The organism is Streptomyces sp. 8K308, assembly GCF_004348315.1.
Taxonomy (GTDB): Bacteria; Actinomycetota; Actinomycetes; order Streptomycetales; family Streptomycetaceae; genus Streptomyces.
Map to the genome: position 1 here is coordinate 11086 of NZ_SMKC01000008.1, position 21713 is coordinate 32798.

Annotated in this window: 1 protein-coding gene; it reads right to left on the bottom strand. The window is 75.5% G+C overall.

Features of this window, described 5'->3' with window-relative positions:
- Window positions 1-30: 30 nt before the first annotated feature.
- Entirely contained in the window at window positions 31-21702 is a 21672-nt protein-coding gene (locus tag E1265_RS38540) for a type I polyketide synthase (RefSeq protein WP_243740488.1), read from the bottom strand.
- Window positions 21703-21713: the final 11 nt, after the last annotated feature.

The following is a 21713-nucleotide window of genomic DNA, read 5'->3' on the forward strand; positions in this document are numbered from 1 at the left end:
CAACCCCTATCCCCCTGCGGAACGCGTCCGTCAGGAAATCCCGAACTCGTCGCCGAGCATGTGGAAGAGCTCGTCATCAGACGCCTCGTCGAGGTCGGCCGCGACATGGCCGTCGCCGGCCGGGCCCGGATCGGTCGTCGTGGACTGTGCCTGCCAGCCCGCCAGCAGCCTCGTCAGCCGGGAGGCCACCTGGGCCCGGACGACGGGTGTGTCGTCGACCGCGGCCAGCGTCTTCTCCAACTGGTCGAGCTCACGGAAGACCGAGGGCTCCGCCGGTTCCTCGCCGCCCGTGATCTCCTCGTGGAGCCGGCCGGCGAGGGCCCCGGCGCTCGGGTGATCGTAGGCGAGGGTGGCTGGCAGCCGAAGCCCGGTGGCCCGTTGCAGCCGGTCGCGCAGCGTCAGCGCGGTCAACGAGTCGAAGCCCAGGTCCTTGAACGACCGTGCCGAGCCGACCTCCTGGGCCGAATCGTGGCCGAGCACGGCCGCCACCTGCTCGCGCACCAGGTCGAGCAGCGCGGCACGCCGTTCCGGTTCGCCGAGCCCGGCGAGCCGGTCGGCCAGCGGGGTGCCGGTCGCCGCCTCGGGCTCCGCGTCGGCGTCCCGCCCTCCGATGTCCGTGGCCGGCCGGCGTGCCTCGGGGACGCCGGTAAGCAGCGGACTCGGCCGCAGCGCGGTGAAGGCACGGACGAAGGGCTCCCAGTCGACGTCCGCGACGGTCAGCGCCGTCTCGTCGCCCGCCACAGCCTCGTCCAGGATCTGGATGGCGCGCTCGGGCGCCATCGGGCGCACCCCGCGCCTGCTGAGGAACGTCCGGGTGTGCTCTTCCCTGGCGAGGCCCGACTCCGCCCAAGGACCCCAGGCGATCGCGGTCGCTGGCAGTCCCGCGGCGCGCCGCCGCCTGGCCAGCGCGTCCAGGTAGGCGTTGCCCGCGCCGTAGGCTGCCTGGCCGGCGCTCCCCCAGGTGCCGGAGACGGACGAGAAGAGCACGAAGGCGTCCAGCGGGGTGTCGCCGAGGAGCGCGTCCAGGTGCGTGGCCCCCATGGCCTTTCCGGACAGCACGGCGGCGAACTCGGCCAGGTCCCCTTCGGCGACGCGCCGGTCGGCGGCCACTCCGGCGGCGTGCACGACGGAGCGGACCGGATGGGTCGCCGGCACCTCGTCGAGCAGCCGGGCCAGGGCGTCGCGGTCCGCCGTGTCACAGGCCGCCACCGTGACGCGGGAGCCGAGCGCCCGCAGTTCGGCGGCGAGGGCCGCGGCGCCTTCGGCCCGGGGCCCGCGGCGGCTCACCAGCAGCAGGTGTTCGGCTCCGCGCCCCGCGAGCCAGCGGGCCACCCGGCCCCCGAGCGCCCCGGTGCCGCCGGTGATCAGCGTGGTGCCGCGTGGCCGCCAACCGTCGCTGGCCGCGGCACCGTCCGGGCCGCTCCTGTCCGGGGCGTGGGTGGCACCAGGTGCCGGGGGCTGGGTGCGCGGAGCCCGCACCAGACGGCGGACATGGGTGCCGCTGGCCCGTATCGCGATCTGGTCCTCGTCGTCCGGTGCCGCGAGCGCCGCGCACAGCAGGGCGACGCTCCGCTCGTCCGGGGCGGCGGGCAGATCGATGAGGCCGCCCCAACGGTCGGGGTGTTCCAGCGCGATGGCCCGCCCGGCGCCCCAGGTCTGTGCCTGGGCCGGGCTCAGGCCGTCCTGGGTGAGCGCCTCGGGCACGGCGCCGCTGGTGGCGCACCAGAGGGGTGCGGCGACTCCGAGTTCGCCGAGGGCCCTGACGAGCGCGAGGTTGAGCGCGAGGCCGGCCGGCAGGGCGGACCAGTCGGGGTGCGGCCGCTCGTCGAGGGCCAGCAGGGACAGCAGCCCCGCGGGCCGGCCGCCGCCGTCCTCGGCGATGGCCGCCCGCAGCGACTCGACGAGTCGCCGGGGGTCGGCCGCGGCGAGGTCGAGGTGGAGCAGGCGGGGCTTCGCGCCACGGTCGGCGAGGCCGGACGCTACCGCCTCCGCCCAGGGGTGGCCCGCCAGGTGTTCGGGAACGGCGAGCAGCCAGGTGCCCTCGGGCGGACCGGCCTCCACGCTCCGGTGGGGCAGCCAGGTCTCGCGGTAGCGCCAGGCGTCCGGCTCGGCGCGGTCGGCGCCGCGCCGGCGGAGACCGGCGAGCGCCGGCAGCAGCGCGGCGGCCTGCTCCCTGTCGTCGAGGCTCAGCGCGTCGGCCAGGGCCCGGGGGTCCGACCGCTCGACGGACTCCCAGAGCAGTCGCTCGGCACCGCCGGCGGACGCGGGCGCCGCGGTGGCCGGCTCCTCGTACCAGTAACGCCTCCGCTGGAAGGCGTAGGTGGGCAGCGGGACGGCGGGCTCGGTCGATCGGCCGAGGACCGCGTTCCAATCCGGCTCGACGCCGTGGACGTGCAGTTCCCCGAGCGCCCGCGACAGGGCGGCGGGCTCGGCCATGTCCCGCCTGAGGGCCGGGACGACGGCCGGGTCGCGATCGGCGGCGCCCTGGTCCCCCCGCCCGTCGAGGCTCTCCCGCACCAGCCCGCTGAGGACGGCCTCGGGGCCGAGTTCGAGGAAGGCGGTGACACCCAGGGCCTCCAGGGTGCGGACACCGTCCAGGAACCGCACCTCGCGGCGGATATGCTCGGCCCAGTAGTCGGGGCTGGTCAGCCGCGCGGCGTCGGCGAGTTTGCCGGTGACGTTGGAGACGACGGGAACCCGCGGCGGATGGTAGCCGAGCGTCGCGGCGACGGACCGGAACTCGTCGAGTACTCCGTCCATGTGGGGCGAGTGGAAGGCGTGCGAGACCCTGAGTCTGCGGGGGCGCCCGCCGCGTGCCGCGAAGTGCGCGGCGACCCGTTCCGCGGCCTCGGCGTCGCCGGAGATCACGGTTCCCCGCGGCGAGTTCACGGCCGCGATGGCGACGCGGTCCGCCAGACCCGTCAGGGCGGCGGCGACCTCGTCCTCCGGCGCCTGGAGCGCGATCATCAGCCCGCCAGGGGTGGCGCGCTGCATCAGCCGGCCCCGGGCGGCCACCAGCGTGGCGGCGTCCGGCAGCGAGAGCACCCCGGCCAGGTGGGCCGCGGTGAGTTCGCCGACGGAGTGGCCAATCAGCACGTCCGGTGCGATCCCGGCCTCCGTGACCAGCCGGTGGAGCGCGACCTGGAGGGCGAACAGCGCGGGCTGGGCGAACCGGGTCTCGTGGATGAGCGACGCCCCCTCCGAGGTGGGGTCGGCGAACAGCACCTCGCGCAGCGGACGGTCGAGGTGGTCGGCGAAGTGACCGCAGACGTCGTCGATGGCCTCCGCGAACGACGGGAAGGCGTCGTACAGTTCGCGACCCATGCCCGGTCGCTGACTGCCCTGGCCGGTCAGGAGCAGGGCCGTCCGGCCGGCGGTGCCGGCCACGCCGGTGACCAGGTTGGCCGCCTCCCGGCCAGCGGCGAGCGCGGCGAGCCCGGCCCTGAAGTCCGCGTGGGTGGTGCCGAGGAGCACGGCCCGGTGGTCGAAGGCGGTGCGGGTCCCGGCCAGGGCCCGGCCCGTGGCGACGGGCGTGGGCTCGGGGTGCGCGACCAGGTGATCCAGCATCCGCCGGGCCTGGGCGCGCAGCGCCGGGCCGCTCCTGGCCGACAGCGGCCAGGCCACGACGCGGGTTCCCGGCTCGGCATAGGCATAGGCATCGGCATAGGCATCGGCATAGGCATAGGCATCGGTCACGGCTTCCGCCCCGGCCTCCCGCGCTCCGCCCACTTCCGCGCCGGCCGCCACGGACACCGGTTCGGCCGGCGGCTGTTCGAGGATCACGTGCGCGTTGGTGCCGCTGATGCCGAACGACGAGACGCCGGCCCGACGCGGGCGGTCGACCGCCGGCCAGGCGGTGTTCTCGGCCAGCAGCTCGACCGCGCCGGTGGTCCAGTCGACCTCGTCGGTCGGCGCGTCCACGTGCAGGGTGGCGGGCAGCAGCCCGTGCCGCATGGCCTCCACCATCTTGATCACGCCCGCCACGCCGGCCGCGAGCTGCGCGTGGCCGATGTTCGACTTCACCGAGCCGACGAGCAGCGGTCGTTCGGCGGGCCGCTGTTGTCCGTAGGTGGCGAGGAGCGCCTGGGCCTCTATCGGGTCGCCGAGGCGGGTGCCCGTGCCGTGGGCCTCCACGGCGTCGATGTCGGCCGGGGCGAGACCGGCGCTCCGCAGCGCCTGCCGGATCACCCGTTGCTGGGACGGCCCGTTGGGCGCGGTGAGCCCGTTGGAGGCGCCGTCCTGGTTGGTCGCGGTGGACCGGACGACGGCCAGCACGGGTCGCCCGTGCCGGCGTGCGTCGGACAGTCGCTCCACGAGCAGCAGGCCCACGCCCTCCGACCAGGCCGTGCCGTCGGCGGCCTTGGCGAACGGCTTGATCCGGCCGTCCCTGGCCAGCCCGCGTTGGCGGCTGAACTCGACGAACATGCCGGGCGTCGCCATCACCGTGACGCCGCCGGCCAGTGCCAGGTCGCATTCGCCCGAGCGCAGCGCCTGGACCGCCAGGTGCAGTGCGACCAGCGAGGAGGAGCACGCGGTGTCGACGGTCACGGCGGGCCCCTCGAGCCCCAGCGTGTAGGCGATCCGGCCGGAGACCACGCTCGTGGTGTTGCCCGTCAGTATCGATCCGCCGAGTTCGGCGGGCGCCTGCGCCAGCCTGGGTCCGTACTCCTGCCCCGCCGCGCCGACGAACACCCCCGTGCGGCTGCCGCGCAGCGCGGTGGGGTCGATGCCGGCGCGTTCGATCGTCTCCCACGCCGTCTCCAGCAGCAGCCGCTGCTGCGGGTCCATCGCCAGCGCCTCGCGCGGCGAGATGCCGAAGAAGTCGGCGTCGAACTCGGCCGCGTCGGTCAGGAAGCCGCCGTGCGCCACGTAGGAGGTGCCGGGTCGGTCCGGGTCGGGGTCGAACAGGTGGTCCAGGTCCCAGCCGCGGTCGGCGGGGAACGGGGTGATGGCGTCGGTGCCCGAGGCCACCAGCCGCCACAGGTCCTCGGGGCCACGCACGCCGCCCGGGTAGCGGCAGCCGATCGCGGTGATGACGACGGGGTCGGCGTCGCCCCGGTGGCCAGCCTCCTCGGTGCCAGCGGGCGCTTCCGGCTCCTGACGGCCCGTGAGGCGGGTCGTGAGCTCCCCGGCCAGCGCGTGCGGCGTGGGGTGGTCGAAGGCCAGCGTCGCCGGGAGTCGAAGGCCGGTCAGCGCGTTCAGCCGGTTGCGCAGTTCGACGGAGGTGAGCGAGTCGAAGCCGATGGCCCTGAACGGCTCGCGCGGGTCGATCGTGTCGCCGGGCGTGTGGCCCAGGATCGTCGCGATCTGGTTGGTCAGCAGGGCGAGCACGGTGGGCTCGCGCTCCGGCTCCGGCAGTCGGAGCAGGCGCCGCGCCAACCCTCCGTCCGCGGCATCGGCAGCGGTGGTGGTCAGGGCGGTGCGGCGAGGTCCGTCCTGCACCAGTCCGCGCAGCGGCGCCGGCGGGTGTTCCAGGGCGCGCACCGCGGCCCGGTCGACCCCGCTCGGCAGCATTGCGGGCCGGTCGGCTTCCCGGGCCGCGTCGAGGAGCGCCAGGCCGTGTTCGTCGGAGATCGGGATCAGACCGAGGCGCGCGATCCGGGTCAGGTCGGCCTGTTCGAGGTGGCCGGTCATCTCGCTGGCCCGGGCCCACCGTCCCCAGGCCAGGGAGACGGCCGGGAGTCCCTGGGCCCGCCGGTGGGCGGCGAGCGCGTCCAGGAAGACGTTGGCGGCCGCGTAGTTGGCCTGCCCCGAGGTGCCCAGGGTGCCGGCGGCCGAGGAGAAGAGGACGAACTCGTCCAGGTCGAGTTCCCGGGTCAGCTCGTGGAGGTGCCAGGCGGCGTCGACCTTCGGCCGCAGCACCGCGGCGAGGCGCCCCGGCGTCTGGCTGAGCAGCACGCCGTCGTCCAGCACACCGGCGGCGTGCACCACGGCGGTCAGCGGGTGTTCGGCCGGGACGGCGTCCAACAGGCGCGCCACCGCCTCCCGGTCGGCCGTGTCGCCCGCCACGACGGTGGCGCTCACGCCCGATTCGGCGAGTTCGGCGACGAGTTCGGCCGCGCCCGGGCTGTCGGGGCCACGCCGGCCGGCGAGCAGCACGTGGCCGACCCGTCCCGAGATCGCGTAGTGGCGAGCCACCAGCCGTCCGAGGGTGCCGGTGCCGCCCGTGATCAGCACCGTGCCCCTGGCCCCGGGCCGTGACCTCGGGTGGACCGTGGGCGGGATGGTCAGGACGACCTTGCCGGTGTGCCTGGCCAGGGCCAGGTGCCGCAGCGCCGAGGTCGCCTGCCGGATGTCCCAGGTGGTGGCGGGCAACGGCCGAAGGACGCCGCTCTCGCAGTCGTCCCGCAGCGCCGTGAGCAGTTCCCGGATGCGGTCCTCGCCGGCCTCCATCAGGTCGAACGCCCGGTAGCGGCCGTCCGTCGGGACGCCGGCCTCGCCCGGGCGGCGGATGTCGGTCTTGCCCATCTCCACGAACCGCCCGCCGGGAGCGAGCAGTCGCATCGAGGCGTCCGTGTACTCGCCGGCCAGGGCGTTGAGGACGACGTCGACGCCGCGGCCGCCGGTGGCGGCGCGGAAGGTCTCCTCGAACTCCAGCGTCCGGGAGCTGGCCATGTGGTCTTCGGCCACCCCCTGGGCGCGCAGCGTGGCCCACTTGCCAGGGCTTGCCGTGCCGTACACCTCGGCGCCCAGCCGTCGGGCCAGCCACACGGCCGCCATGCCGACGCCGCCGGTGGCGGCGTGGACGAGGAGCGTCTCGCCAGGCCGGAGCGCGGCCAGGTCGGTGAGCGCGTAGGCGGCCGTGAGGAAGGCCACGGGGATGGTCGCGGCCTCGGTGAAGGACCAGCCGCTGGGCATCCGGACCAGCAACCGCTGGTCGGCGACGACGATCGGGCCTGTGCCGTCTACGAAGACGCCCATCACCCGGTCTCCGGGTTTCAACCCCGTCACCTCCGGGCCGGTGTCGAGCACCACCCCGGCGCCTTCGCCGCCGGGCGGGCGGGCGTCGGAGACCCGGTCGAGGCCCGTCATCACGTCCCTGAAGTTGAGGCCGGCCGCCCGCAACGCGACCCGAACCTGACCTGCGCCGAGCGGCTGGTCGTAGGCGGGGTGCGGCAGGAACGCGAGATCCGCCACCGAGCCACGGGAGGTGAAGTCCAACCGCCAGGCGCCGGACGGCGGCGGGGAGAGCTCGGGCTCCGAGACGGCGGCGAGGAGCCTGGGCACAGTCACCGAGCCGTCGCGCAGCGCCAGTTGCGGCTCCTCGGTGGCGAACGCGGCCGGCAGCGCGCGCAGCGAGGCGACCGTGCCGTCGTGGTCGACGAGGGTCAGGAGACCCGGGTTCTCGGTCTGGGCCGAGCGGACCAGGCCCCAGACGGGGGCGGCCACGATGCCCGGCACGTCCTCGCCCTCGCGCGCGGCGACCGCGCGCCGGGTGACCAGGATGAGTCTGGTGCCGGCGGGCTCCGCCCGGCCGGTGCCGGAAGACACGCCCGGATCAGCCAGCCAGTCCCGGAGCAGTTCCAGCGTCCGCCGGGTGACCTCGTGCGCCGCCCGCGGTGTGTCGGCCGGATCGTCCGGCGGGGCGCAGGGAACCACCACGGCGTCCGGCGGAGGTCCAGCGGCGGCGCGCAGGGCCGCCAGGTCCGGCCAGCCGGTGACCTCGAAGCCCGCGGCGTCCAGGGCGGCTGCCAGCTCCACCGCCTCGGAGTGCTCCCCAAGCACCGCCAGGCGCGTGGGCCCCGAGCCTTCGGTCGACGGCGCGGGGCGCCAGACGACATGGTGCAGGTCCTGGGCGACGGCGGCCCGGTCGACGTCCCCGAGCGCTCGCAGTGCCAGGGCACCCGCCTCGAGCACGGGGGTGCCCGCCGGATCGCTGAGGGAGACCCGCACCGTCTCGGGGTCGCCCGTGTCGACGCGCGCCCGCAGCGTGCGCGCGCCCGTGGCGTGCAGCCTGACGTCCTGCCAGGAGAAGGGAACCCGGGTCTCTCCTGTGGTGGGCAGGGCGATGTGCAGGGCGGCGTCGAACAGGGCGGGGTGCAGGCCGAACCCGTCGGGCTCGCCCGCCTCCTCGGGAAGGGTGACCTCGGCGTAGAGGGTGGTGTCGAGCCGCCAGGCCGCGGTGAGTCCGCGGAACGCCGGACCGTAGGCGTAACCGCGTCCGGCCAGCCGGTCGTAGAGGTCCGACGGGTCGATCGGCGTGGCTCCGACCGGGGGCCAGACGGTCTCCTCGCCCGTCGGTTCCGGGGTGCGGGGGCGCTCGGGCGTGAGGGTGCCCGTGGCGTGTGTGGTCCACGGTCCTTCGGCCGAGGACGCCGCGGGGCGGGCGTACAGGGTCAGGGCGCGGCGCCCGTGCTCGTCCGGGGAGCCGACGTGGACCTGGATGGTCGTGGTGCCGCCGGTGGGCAGTACCAGGGGGGTGCCGAGGGTGAGTTCCTCCAGGTGGCCGCAGCCCACCTGGTCGCCGGCCCGGACGGCGAGTTCGACCATCGCGGTGGCCGGCAGCAGCACGCTGCCCCGAACGGCGTGGTCGGCCAGCCAGCGATGGGTGCGCGGGGACAGGTTACCCGTGAGGACGTGCTCGTCCGCCTCGGCCAGCGGAATGGCGGCGACCAGCAGGGGGTGGTCCGCGCGGGCGAGGCCGAGTGTCACGGGGTCGCTCGTCGACGGCGGGTTCTTCAGCCAGTACGCACGGCGCTGGAAGGGGTAGGTGGGGAGCCCGGCCGCGTCAATCGGCCGCTCGCCGAAGACGGCCCGCCAGTCGGGCACGGCGCCGCCGTGCACGTGCGCCGTGGCCAGCGAGGTCAGCAGCCGCCGCCAGCCGCCCTCGTCCCGCCGCAGGGTCCCGGTGACGGACACGCGGGCCTCCGGTGCGTGTGCCGCGACGGTCTCCTCGAGCCCGACGGTGAGCACCGGGTGGGCGCTCGTCTCGACGAACAGGGTGTGGCCGTCCGCGAGCAGCCTCCGGATCGCGGGCTCGAACTCCACCGTTCCGCGCAGGTTCTGGTACCAGTAGGCGGCGTCGAGCGGACCCCCGTCATGGCCGGCCACCGTCGAGTAGAACGGCAGATCGCCGGTGCGCGGTCGCACGGGGGCCAGGAGGTCGAGCAACTCCTCCCGGATAGACGCCACCTGGGGCGAGTGCGAGGCGTAGTCCACGGCGATCCGCCGGGCTCGGACATCCTCGCCCTCGCACCGGGTCAGCAGTTCGGCCAACGCGTCGGTGTCACCCGACACGACGGTGGCCGCGGGGCCGTTGACGGCGGCCACGGAGATCCGTCCCGACCACGGCGCGATGAGTTCGCGCGCCTCCAGGGCCCCCAGGGCCAGCGACACCATGGCGCCCCGTCCCGCGAGACCGCGGAGCGCCCGGGACCGCAGGGCCACGATCCGCGCCGCGTCCTCGAGCGAGAGCATGCCGGCGACGTGCGCCGCGGCGATCTCGCCCTGCGAGTGTCCGACGACGGCGTCCGGGCGCACGCCGAGCGACTCCCACAGCCGTGCCAGTGAGACCATCACCGCGAACAGGGCCGGCTGGACGACGTCGACCCGCTCCAACGACGCGGCGTCCACCTCGCCGCGCAGCACCGCCAGCAGGTCCCAGTCGGTGAACGGGGCCAGTGCCTCGGCGCAGGCCGTCAGTTGCCGGGCGAACATCGGCGCGGAGCTGAGCAGTTCCGTCGCCATGCCAGGCCACTGCGTTCCCTGGCCGGGGAACACGAACACCGTCCCACCGGGGCGGGTCGGCGCCGATCCCACCACGAGCCCCGGCGCCCCCTCGCCGGTGCTCAGCGCCACGAGTCCCGACCGGATCTCCGCCGCCCCGCGGCCCACCACGACGGCACGGTGTTCGAGGGGTGCGCGCCCCGCGGCCAGGGCGTACGCGAGCTCCGGGGTGGCTGGGTCGAGCGGGGCGGCCAGCAGGCGGCCGGCCAGCTCACGCAGGGCCGCGCCGCTCCTCGCCGAGAGGACGAGCGGCAGCGTACCGTCCGTCAGAGGGGCGGCACGGGGCGTTTCGTCGACCGGCGCCTCCTCCAGGACGAGGTGGGCGTTGGTCCCGCTGACGCCGAACGAGGAGACGCCGGCGCGGCGGGGGCGGCCGACCTCGGGCCAGGGCGTGTTCTCGGTGACCAGTTCGACGGCCCCGGCCGACCAGTCGACGTGTGGCGTCGGCTCATCCACGTGCGGCGTCCTCGGTACGACGCCGTGTCGCATGGCCTCGACCATCTTGATCACGCCGGCCACGCCGGCGGCGGCCTGGGTGTGGCCGATGTTGGACTTCACCGAGCCAAGCAGCAGCGGCCGTTCCTCCGGCCGGCCCTGCCCGTAGGTGGCCAACAGGGCGCCCGCCTCGATCGGATCACCCAGCGTCGTGCCCGTGCCGTGCGCCTCCACCACGTCCACGTCCGACGTGCCGAGCCCGGCACTCGCCAACGCATCGCGGATCACCCGCTGTTGGGACGGCCCGTTGGGCGCGGTCAGCCCGTTCGACGCCCCGTCCTGGTTCACCGCGGAGCCACGGACCAGTGCCAGCACCTGGTGACCGTTGCGGCGGGCGTCCGACAGTCGCTCCAGCAGGACGAGGCCGACGCCCTCGCCCCAGGACGTGCCGTCAGCGGCCGCCGCGAACGGCTTGATCCGCCCGTCGGGCGCCAACGCGCGCTGCCGGCTGAACTCGGTGAAGACGTCGGGCGTCGCCAGCACGGTCACGCCGCCGGCCAGCGCCAGGTCGCACTCGCCCGAGCGCAGCGCGCGTGCGGCGAGGTGTATCGAGACCAGCGAGGAGGAGCACGCCGTGTCCACCGTGATCGCCGGCCCCTCGAAGCCGAAGGCGTACGACACCCGGCCGGACGCGACGCTGCCCGCGGTGCCGTTCACGTAGTAGCCGGAGACGGCGTCGGGTATCTCGGCGAGCCGCGCGCCGTAGTCGTGGTGCATGACGCCGACGAAGACGCCGGTCCGGCTGCCGCGCAGCCCCCGGGGATCGATCCCGGCCCGTTCGAGCGTCTCCCACGAGGTCTCGAGCAACAGCCGCTGCTGCGGGTCCATCGCCAGCGCCTCGCGCGGCGAGATCCCGAAGAACTCGGCGTCGAAGCCCGCCGCGTCGTAGAGGAACGTGCCGTGGCGGGTGTAGGTCTTCCCCGGCACTCCCGGCTCCGGGTCATAGAGCGCGTGCGTGTCCCAGCCACGGTCGGTGGGGAACTCGCCGACCGCGTTCGCGCCGTCCGTCACAAGGCGCCACAGGTCCTGCGGCGAGCGCACCCCGCCGGGGTAGCGGCAGCCGACCGCCACGATCGCCACCGGCTCGTCCGAGGCGTGCGGGATCAGCCGTGGGGCGGAGGCGGTCGCCGGGGCGCCGGCGGCGCCCAGCTCGACGGCGAGGAAGCGGGCCAGCGCGAGGGGGGTCGGGTGGTCGAAGACCAGCGTCGTGGGCAGCCGCGAGCCGGTGGCCGTGTTGAGCCCGTTCCGCAACTCGACGGCGGCCAGCGAGTCGAAGCCGAGTTCCCTGAAGGGGCGTTCGGGTTCGACGGCCGCCGCGTCCCGCATGCCGAGCACGGCCGCCGCCTGCTCACGCACCATGTCCAGCACGGCCGCGACCGCCTTCTCCGCGGGCAGGCCGGCGAGCCGGTCCCGGAGCACGGAACCGCCGGTCCCTTCGCCGGCCGCCACCACGCGCCGCGCCGTCCTGACCAGGCCCCGTAGGACCGCGGGCAGGGCGGCGGCCGTGGTCCTGGACGTCGCCGTCGCCGCGTCGATCCGCACCGGGCACAGCCTGGCCTCGTCCAGGTTCAGGGCCTGGGCGAACAGCGTGAGGCCCTCGTCCTCGGCCAGCGGGCTGATGCCGATGCCGCGCCAGCGGGCGAGGTCGACGTCGGTCAGCGCCGCCGCCATCCCGCCGTCCGCGGCCCATGGCCCCCAGGCGAGCGAGATGGCGGGCAGGCCGAGCCCGCGCCGGTGGTCCGCGAGGCCGTCGAGGAAGGCGTTGGCCGCCGCGTAGTTGGCCTGCCCCGCGGTGCCGATCGTGCCGGCTATCGAGGAGAACAGGACGAACTCGGCGAGGGTGGTGTTCCCGGTGAGCTCGTGCAGGTGCCAAGCGGCGGCGACCTTGGGGCGCAGCACCCGGCCGAGCCGCTCGGCGTCCAGGGACTCGACGGTGGCGTCGTCAAGCACGCCCGCCGCGTGGACCACCGAGGTCAGGGGGTACTCCGCCGGCAGCTCGGCGAGTTCGGCCGCGAGCGCGGCGCGGTCGGTCACGTCACAGGCTCTGATGGTGACCCGGGCGCCGAGCGCGGTCAGTTCCGCGCGCAGCTGATCGGCCCCCGGGGCCTCCGGGCCCCGCCGGCTCAGCAACAGCAGATGGCCGCCTGGGCGGGAGACGGCGTAGAACCGGGCCAGCAGGGCTCCGAGCGCTCCGGTGCCGCCGGTGATCAGGACAGTGCCCGGGGCTTCCTGGTCGCGCGGGGTGTCGCTCGGCGGCTGGGTCACCCGCCGCAGCCGCGGCACGAGGAGTTCGCCGGCACGCACGGCGACCTGCGGCTCCCCGGCGGCAGCGGCCGCCGGCAGCGCCGAGGCGGTGGCGGAGTGGTCGTCCGCCAAGTCGACCAGGGAGAACCGGCCGGGGTGCTCGGTCTGGGCCGACCGCACCAGGCCCCAGACCGCGGCCTGGGCCAGGGCGGCCGTGTCGGTGCCCGTCGTCGCCCCGCGGGTCACCAGCACCAGGCGCGAGGCGGCGGTCCGCTCTTCGGCCAGCCACCGCTGCAGGAGGTCGAGCACCCGCTCTGTGGCGTGCGTGACGGCGTCGGGCAGCGACCGGTCGGGGTCCGGGCCGGCGACCGGTGCGAGAACCACCTCGGGGAAGGGTTCCTCGATCGCGGACGGGTCGGGGTAGCGGCGGCCGCCGAGTCCGAGGTCGTCGTCCCCGAGCACGGCCCACCCGGTGGGGCGCGCCGTCTCGGTCGGGACGGCCAGCGGCAGCCAGTCGAGCCGCGAAAGGCCGTCCCGGGCGGTGCCGGAGCCCGCCAGCCGCCCGGCGTCGGCCGTGGCCCAGGTCAGCGCCTCCGCCGTCAGCACGGGCCGCCCGTCGGTGTCGGTCAGGAGCAGGGCGTGGCGGTCCGTGCCGGTGGGCGTGAGCCGCACCCGCAGCCGGCGGGCGCCGGTGGCGTGCAGCCGCAGTCCCGACCAGGCGAAGGGCAGTCGCAGCCGGCCGGTCTCCTCGGCGGCGGCCAGGTGGAGGGCCGCGTCGAGCAGCGTGGGGTGGAGGGCGAAGTCGCCGCCGGCCTGGCCGTGCTCGACGGTGTCGGGCAGCTCGACCTCGGCGAGGAGTTCGCCCCCGCGCCGCCAGGCGGCGCGCAGGCCCCGGAAGGCGGGGCCGTACCGGTAGCCGCGGTCGGCGAGGCCGGCGTACACGTCGTCGACGTCGAGGGCCTCGGCTTCGGTTGGCGGCCACGGGGTGAGCGGGTCGCCGGCCGGCTCCCGCGCGTCGTCGGGTGCGAGGCGCCCGGCGGCGTGCCGGGTCCACGACGCGTCCTCGCGGACGCGGGAGTGAACGGTGAGGGAGCGCCGTCCGGCGTCGTCGGGGCCGCCGACGCGAACCTGGAGCTGGACGGTACCGCCGTCGGGCAGCGCGAGCGGGGTCTCGAGCGTCAGCTCGCCCAGCACTTGGCAGCCGACCAAGTCGCCAGCGGTGAGGACGAGTTCGGCGAAGCCCGCAGCCGGGAAGAGCGGCGTGTCGGCGATGGTGTGGTCGGTCATCCAGGGCAGCGCGGCGGTGGCGAGGCTCCCGGTCAGCAACTCGCCCTCGTCGTCGGCCAGCACCAGCCGGGCGTCGATCAGCGGGTGGTCCACCGCGTCGGCCCCGGCCAGGCGGCCGGGTGTGGCGGCTCCCGCCCAGAACCGCTGCCGCTCGAAGGCGTAGGTGGGCAGGTCGGTGGCGGCACCGGCCGCCTCGCCGAACAGACCGGCCCAGTCCGGGGAGATCCCATGGACGTGCAGTCGGGCCAGTGCGGTCCACAGGGCGACCGGCTCCGGGTGGCGGCGGCTCAGCACCGCCGTGGTGAGGTGGCCGGTGGAGTGCGCGGCGGCCAGGGTCTCCTCGGCCAGGCCCGCCAGGGCCGCGTCGGGTCCGAGTTCGAGGTAGGTGGTGGTGCCGAGCGCGCGCAGGGTGGCGACGCCGTCCCGGAAGCGGACGGGCCGCCTGATGTGCTCGGCCCAGTAGTCGGGGCTGGTCAGCTGCTCCGTGGTGGCGAGCTGGCCCGTGACGTTGGAGACGACGGGGATCGTCGGGGGGTGGTAGCTGACGGTGCCGGCGACGGCGCGGAACTCGGCGAGCACGCCGTCCATGTGTGGCGAGTGGAACGCGTGCGAGACCCGCAACTCTCGGCGGTGTTCGGGGCGCGGGGCGAGCCGGGCGGCGACCTCGCGGGTCGCCTCGGCCTCGCCGGCGAGCACGGTGCTGCGCGGCCCGTTGACAGCGGCGATGACGACGCGGTCCGTGAGGTCGGCGAGCGCGGCCGCCACCTCGGCCTCGGGGAGTTGGACGGCGATCATCACCCCGCCGGGGGTGGCGTCCTGCATCAGCCGACCGCGCGCGGCCACCAGGGTGGCCGCGTCCGGCAGGGAGAGCACGCCGGCCAGATGGGCGGCGACGAGTTCGCCGAGGGAGTGGCCGATGAGAAGGTCCGGCGTGATGCCGAGCCGGGTGATCAGCCGGTGAAGCGCGATCTCGACGGCGAACAGCGCGGGTTGCGCGTAGCGGGTCTGGTCGAGGAGGGCGGCTTCCGGGGTGTGCGGGTCGGCGAGCAGCAGGGGCCGCAGCGGCCGGTCGAGGTGCGGGTCGAGATGCTGGCAGACGTCGTCGAGTGCCTCGGCGAAAGCGGGCACCGCGCGGTACAGTCCGGCCCCCATGGCGGCCCGCTGGGCGGCCTGGCCGGCGAGGAGGAACGCCGTGCGCCCCGGGGCGCCGTCGGGAGCGCCCACGACGAGGCCGGCGTCGGTCCGGCCTGCCGCCAACGCCCCGAGCGCCGTCCGGAGTTCGGGCAGGGTATGCCCCACGGTGACGGCCCGGCTTTCGAGCGCGGCACGGCCGGTGGCGAGGGTGTGCCCGATGGCGGCGAGGTCCGGCGCCGGTGTGGCGTCGAGATGGTCGAGCAGCCGACCGGCCTGGGCGCGCAGGGCGTCCGGCGTCCTGGCGGAGAGCGGCCAGAGCACAGGGGTCTCACCGCTCGGCGCGGACGGCACGGACGGGGCGGGGGGCGAGGCCGGGGCCTGTTCGAGGATGACGTGGGCGTTGGTGCCGCTGATGCCGAACGAGGAGACGGCCGCGCGGCGCGGCCGGTCCACGGCGGGCCAGCCGGTGGTCTCGGTCACCAGCTCGACGGCGCCGCTCGTCCAGTCGACGTGCGGGGTGGGCTCGTCCACGTGCAGGGTGGCGGGCAGTACGCCGTGCCGCATCGTTAGCACCGACTTGATGACGCCCGCGATGCCGGCCGCCGCCTGGGTGTGGCCGATGTTGGACTTCACCGAGCCCAGCAGCAGTGGCCGTTCGGCCGCACGGTCCTGGCCGTAGGTGGCCAGCAGCGCCCCCGCCTCGATCGGGTCGCCCAGGGTGGTGCCGGTGCCGTGCGCCTCCACGACGTCGACGTCGGCGGCGGCGAGACCGGCATCGGCCAGCGCCTGCCTGATCACCCGCTGCTGCGACGGGCCGTTGGGCGCGGTCAGCCCGTTGGAGGCGCCGTCCTGGTTGACGGCGGAGCCGCGGACCAGTGCCAGGACCGGGTGGCCGTTGCGGCGGGCGTCCGACAGCCGCTCCAGCAGGACGAGGCCGACGCCCTCGCCCCATGCCGTGCCGTCGGCCGCCGCTGCGAACGGCTTGATCCGTCCGTCGGCGGCGAGTCCGCGTTGGCGGCCGAACTCGGTGAAGATCTCGGGCGTCGCCATGACCGTCGCCCCGCCGGCCAGCGCCAGCCGGCACTCGCCCGCGCGCAGCGCCCGGGCGGCGAGGTGCAGCGCGACCAGGGAGGAGGAGCAGGCGGTGTCCACGGTGACGGCCTGGCCTTCGAGGCCGAGCGCGTAGGCGATGCGGCCGGAGGCCACGCTCGTGGTTTTGCCGGTCAGCAGCGAGCCACTGAGCTGCTCGGGCGCCTGGGTGGCGCGCGGCCCGTAGTCCTGCGGCATGACGCCGACGAAGACGCCGGTGTCGCTGCCGCGCAGACTGGTCGGGTCGATCCCGGCCCGTTCCAGCGCCTCCCACGCCGTCTCGAGCAGCAAACGCTGCTGCGGGTCCATCGCCAGCGCCTCACGCGGCGAGATTCCGAAGAACGCGGCGTCGAACGCGTCGGCGTCCCGCAGGAACGTGCCGTGGCGGGTGTAGGTCTTGCCCGGCTTGCCCGGCTCCGGGTCGTAGAGGGCGTCCAGGTCCCAGCCGCGGGTGGTGGGGAAGTCGCCGACGGCGTCGACGCCTTCGGTGAGCAGCCGCCACAGGTCCTCGGGTGACCGCACGTCTCCCGGATAGCGGCAGCCGATCGAGACGATGGCGATGGGATCGTCGGCGACGGCCGGGCTCATCGCGGGTGCCGTCGCCCGGGTGGCGCCGACGGTGACGCCCAGGCGGTCCTCCAGGTAGGCAATCAGCGCGCCGGGGGTGGGGTGGTCGTAGATGAGTGCGGTGGGCAGTCGCAGGCCGGTGGCGGGGGCGAGGCGCCTGTGCAGTTCGACGCCGGTGAGCGAGTCGAAGCCGAGGGACTTGAACGTGGCCTCGACGTCCACGGACTCGGCGGTGCCATGGCCCAGAACCGCCGCGATATGGGTACGGACGAGGTGGGAGAAATCCCGGGCGGCGGCGGGGTCGCCGCTGGTGGCGGGCGCGTCCTGGTCCGGGTGGGCGGCGCGGCGGGCGCGCTCGGGGAGCAGGCCGCGCAGCACGACGGGAAGGCTGTCGTCGGCGGCGTGGCGACGCAGGGCGACGAGGTCGAGGCCGGCGGCGAGTCGGGGCTCCGCGGCCCCACCCCGGGCGAGCAGGGCCAGGGCCCGTTCCGTGCGGGGCGGTTCGAGGCCGAGCGCGGCGTCGCCGTCAAGACCGAGGTGGGGCACGGTGGCGGGCAGGCCTGCCGCGCGGCGGTGCGCGGCGAGGGCGGCGAGGAACGCGTCGGTGTCGGCGCCGTTGCGGCCGTCCGCGGCGCCCAGCAGCCCGGCGGTCGAGGCGAGCAGCGTGAACTCCGACAGCGCGGGCGCGTGGTCGCGGGTGAGGACGTGCAGGTGCCAGGCGGCCGCGATCGTCCGCTGGATCCCGTCGTCCTGGGCCCCGGCGCCGTGCACGACGGCGGTCAGCGGGTGCGCGGTCGGCAGGTCGGCGAGCGCTCCGGCGAGCGCCTGTCGGTCGGCGATGTCGCAGGCCCTGATGGTCACCTCGGCGCCGAGTTCGGCGAGCTCGGCACGGAGCTGGGCCAGGCCGGGGGCGTCGGCGGCACGCCGGCCGAGCAGCAGCAGCCGGGCGCCGGGGCGGGTGGTGGCGAGGTGCCTGGCGATCGTGCCGGCCCGCGGGCCGGGGAAGCCGGTGATCAGCGTGGTCCCGGTGGCCGGGAGCGCGGCCCGGCCGGCGTCCGGGGACGAGGTGTCACGCCGCAGCCGGGGCACGTACAGGACACCGTCCACGACGGCGAGTTGGGGTTCGCCGGTGGCGACGGCCGCGGCCAGCGCGGCGTCGGCGGGGCTGGCCGCGTCGAGGTCGACGACGGTGACGCGGCCCGGGTGTTGCCGCTGCACCGAGCGCACCAGGCCCCAGACCGCGGCGTCGGCGAGCCCGTCGACGGCCTGGCCGGGACAGGCGGCCACGGCGCCGCGCGAGACGATCACCAACCGGGATCCCGTGCTCAGTCGCTCGTCGCCGAGCCAGCCGCGGAGCAGGGCCGACACGCGCCGGATGGCACGGCGGGCGGCGACCGGCGGAAGCTCCTCGGCCGAATCGGCCTCGCGTGGGACGGCGGCGGTGAGGATCACCCCGGGCGGCGGCCCGTCGCCCTGCGCGACGGCGGAGAGCCTGGTGTGTCGGGGCAGATCGAGACCCAGGTCGTCCTCGCCGACGACGGCCCAGGTGGCGGGCTCGGGGGCGGTCGTTCGAGCCGACGACGGCAGCGGCAGCCAGTCGAGCCGCAGGACGGGCTCCGCACGGGCGCCGCGCGCGGGCGGCAGCTCATCGGCGGCGAGTCGCCCGATGGTCACGGACTCGGCGCTGAAGACCATGCCGCCGGTCGGGTCGGCGAGCAGCATCGCGAAGCGGTCGTCGCCGACGCGGGTGAGGCGTGCCCGCAGCGCGCGGGCGCCGGTGGTGTGCACCCGGACCCCGGACCAGTCGCGCGCCAGCCACGGCCGGTCGGACTCCGTGACGGCGAAGGCCGGTTGGAGGGCGGCCTCGAGCAACGTGGGGTGCAGGGCGTAGCGATCGGTGTCGGCGGTCTCCGCGGGGATCGCCAACTCGGCGAACAGGTCCTCCCCGTGTCGCCAGGCGGCTCGGAGCGCCTGGAAGGCGGGGCCGTACTGGTGGCCGCGGGCCGCGAGCCGGTCGCACAGCGGGTCGAGGTCCAGGGGGATCGCGCCGGCCGGCGGCCAGGCGGCGAGTTCGGACGTGCGACCGGTGACGGCGGGGTCACCTGGGCCGTACGAGCCGGTGGCGTGCCGGGTCCAGTCGGCCTCCCCCGCGACGCGGGAGCTGATGGTGAGCGCGCGCCGGCCGTCCGCGTCCGGGGGGCCGAGCCGCAGTTGAAGTTGCGCGGCGGCGGACTCGGGCAGCCGCAGCGGGGTGTCGAGGCGCAGCTCGCGCAGTTCGCCAGCGCCGGCCGACTCGCCGGCGGCGAGGGCGAGTTCGACAAGGGCGGCAGCCGGCAGCAGCGGTGCGTCGCCGAGGGCGTGGTCGGCGAGCCAGGGGTGGGAGCGGGTGGCGAGAGCGCTGGTGAAGAGGTGTCCCTCGCCGTCGGCGAGCGCGGTGCCGGCGCCGAGCAGCGGGTGCTCCGGGGTGTCGAGGCCGGCGGATGCCACATGGGCCGCGGCGCCGTTGTCCGCCCAATACGTCTGGCGCTGGAAAGGGTAGGTGGGCAGCGCGGTGGCGTCGATCGACCCTTCGCCGATCGCGGCCGACCAGTCTGGGGTCACCCCACCGTGGACGTGCGCGTCGGCGAGGGAGGTCAGCAGCCGTGACCAGCCGCCCTCGCCTCGGCGCAGCGTGCCAGTGACGGTGGCGCCGGCCTCGGGGGCGTGCGTGGCGATGGCCTCCTCGACGCCGACGGTCAGCACCGGGTGGGCGCTGGTCTCCACGAAAAGGGTGTGACCGGCGGCGAGCAGGTTCCGGGTCGCGGTCTCGAACTCGACGGTCTGGCGCAGGTTCTCGTACCAGTAGGCGGCGTCCAGCGGCACGTCGGCCGGGAGCGGACCGGCGGCGCGGCCGGCCACGGTGGAGTGGAAGGGCACGTCGCCCGGGCGTGCTTCGATCGGGGCCAGCAGTTTCAGCAGTTCGTCGCGGATCGTCTCGACCTGCGGCGAGTGGGAGGCGTAGTCGACGGCGATCCGCCGGGCGCTGATACCCTTTTTCTCGCAACGAGCCAACAGCTCGTCCAACGCCTCGTCCTCGCCCGAAACGACCGTGCTGGTGGGGCCGTTGACCGCGGCGACCGATATCCGCCCGGCTCGTGAGCCGATCAGCTCGCGCGCCGCGTCGGCGCCCAGTGGCAGCGAGGCCATCCCGCTCCGGCCGACGATCGACCGCAACGCCCGCGAGCGCAACGCCACCACCCGCGCGGCGTCCGACAACGACAGCATCCCCGCGATGTACGCCGCGGCGATCTCGCCCTGGGAGTGGCCCACCACCGCGTCGGGACGCACCCCCATCGACTCCCACAACCGGGCCAGCGAGACCATCACCGCGAACAGCGCCGGCTGTACCACGTCCACCCGCTCAAGCGACGGCACACCCCGCTCGCCACGCAACACCGCCAGCAGGTCCCACCCCGTTAACGGCGCGAGCGCGTCCGCGCAGGCCGTCAGGTGCTCGGCGAACACCCGTGAGGAGTCGAGGAGTTCAACCCCCATGCCCTGCCACTGCGATCCCTGGCCCGGAAACACGAAGACCGTCCCGCCCGGGTGGCCGGCGCGCCGGCCCACGACGACGCCGGGCCGCTCGTCACCCGCGGCGAGGGCGGCCAGGCCCTCCCGCAGGTCGCCGGCGTCCCGGCCGACGACCACGGCGCGGTGTTCGAGGGAAGCACGCCCCCCCGCCAGGGCCCGGCCCAGCGCCACTGGTTCCGACACCGCGTCGGCCAGCCGCCCGGCCTGCTCGCGCAGCGCCTCGGCGGTCTTCGCGGACAGCACGAGGGGCAGCGTTCCGTCGGTCGCCACGGCACCCTCGGCGGGGGCCTCGACCGGCGCCTGCTCCAGGATCACGTGCGCGTTGGTGCCGCTGATGCCAAACGAGGAGACGCCTGCGCGCCGGGGCCGGGCCGCCTCGGGCCACGGCGTGTGCCGGGTCACCAACTCCATGGCGCCGGCCGACCAGTCCACGCGCGGCGTCAGCTCGTCCACGTGCAGGGTCGCGGGCAGCGCACCGTGCCGCAGGGCCATGACCATCTTGATCACACCGGCGACACCGGCCGCGGCCTGGGTATGGCCGATATTCGACTTCAACGAGCCAAGCAGCAGGGGCCGTTCAGCTGGCCGGTCCTGGCCGTAGGTGGCCAGCAGCGCGGCGCCCTCGACCGGGTCGCCGACGGTGGTGCCGCTGCCATGGGCCTCGACGGCGTCGACGTCCGCGGTGGTCAGGCCGGCGTCCGCCAGGGCCGCCCGGATGACGCGCTCCTGCGCGGGGCCGCTGGGGGCGGTGAGGCCGTTGGACGCGCCGTCCTGGTTGATGGCGCTGCCGCGGATGACGGCGAGCACCTGGTGCCCCTTGCGCCGCGCGTCCGACAGGCGTTCCAGCAGGACGAGGCCGACGCCCTCGGCGAGGCTGAATCCGTCCGCCGCGGCGGCGAACGGCTTGGAGCGGCCGTCGGGGGCCAGGCCGCGCTGCCGGCTGAATTCCATGAACATGCCGAGGCTGCTCATCACGGTGGCGCCGCCGGCCAGGGCAAGATCGCACTCGCCGGAGCGCAGGGACCGGACCGCCAGGTGGACCGCGACGAGGGAGGCCGAGGAGGCGGTGTCCACGGTCAGGGCCGGGCCTTCGAGGCCCAGGGTGTAGGCGATCCGGCCGGATGCGGCGCTGCCCGTCGTGCCGGTGAGGATGTGGCCTTCGAGCGGCGATCCCTCGTCCATGCGGGGGCCGTAGTCGGTCGGCATGGCGCCGACGAAGACGCCGGTGTCGCTGCCGCGCAGGGTGGTCGGGTCGATGCCGGCGCGCTCCAGGGTCTCCCAGGAGGTCTCGAGCAGCAGTCGCTGCTGCGGATCCATCGCCAGCGCCTCACGTGGCGAGATCCCGAAGAACGCCGCGTCGAACCGGTTGGCGTCGTGGATGAAGCCAGCCTCGCGCTGGTAGTTGTGGCCTGGCGTGCCCGGGTCTTCGGCGGCGGCGCCCGCCAGGTCCCAGCCGCGGTCCTCGGGGAAGGGGCCGATGGCGTCCCGGCCGTCGGCCAGCAGCCGCCACAGCTCGTCGGGACCGGTGACTCCGCCCGGGAACCGACAGCCCATGGCCACGACGGCCACCGGCTCGTGCGATCCGCTCAACGGTGCCGCCG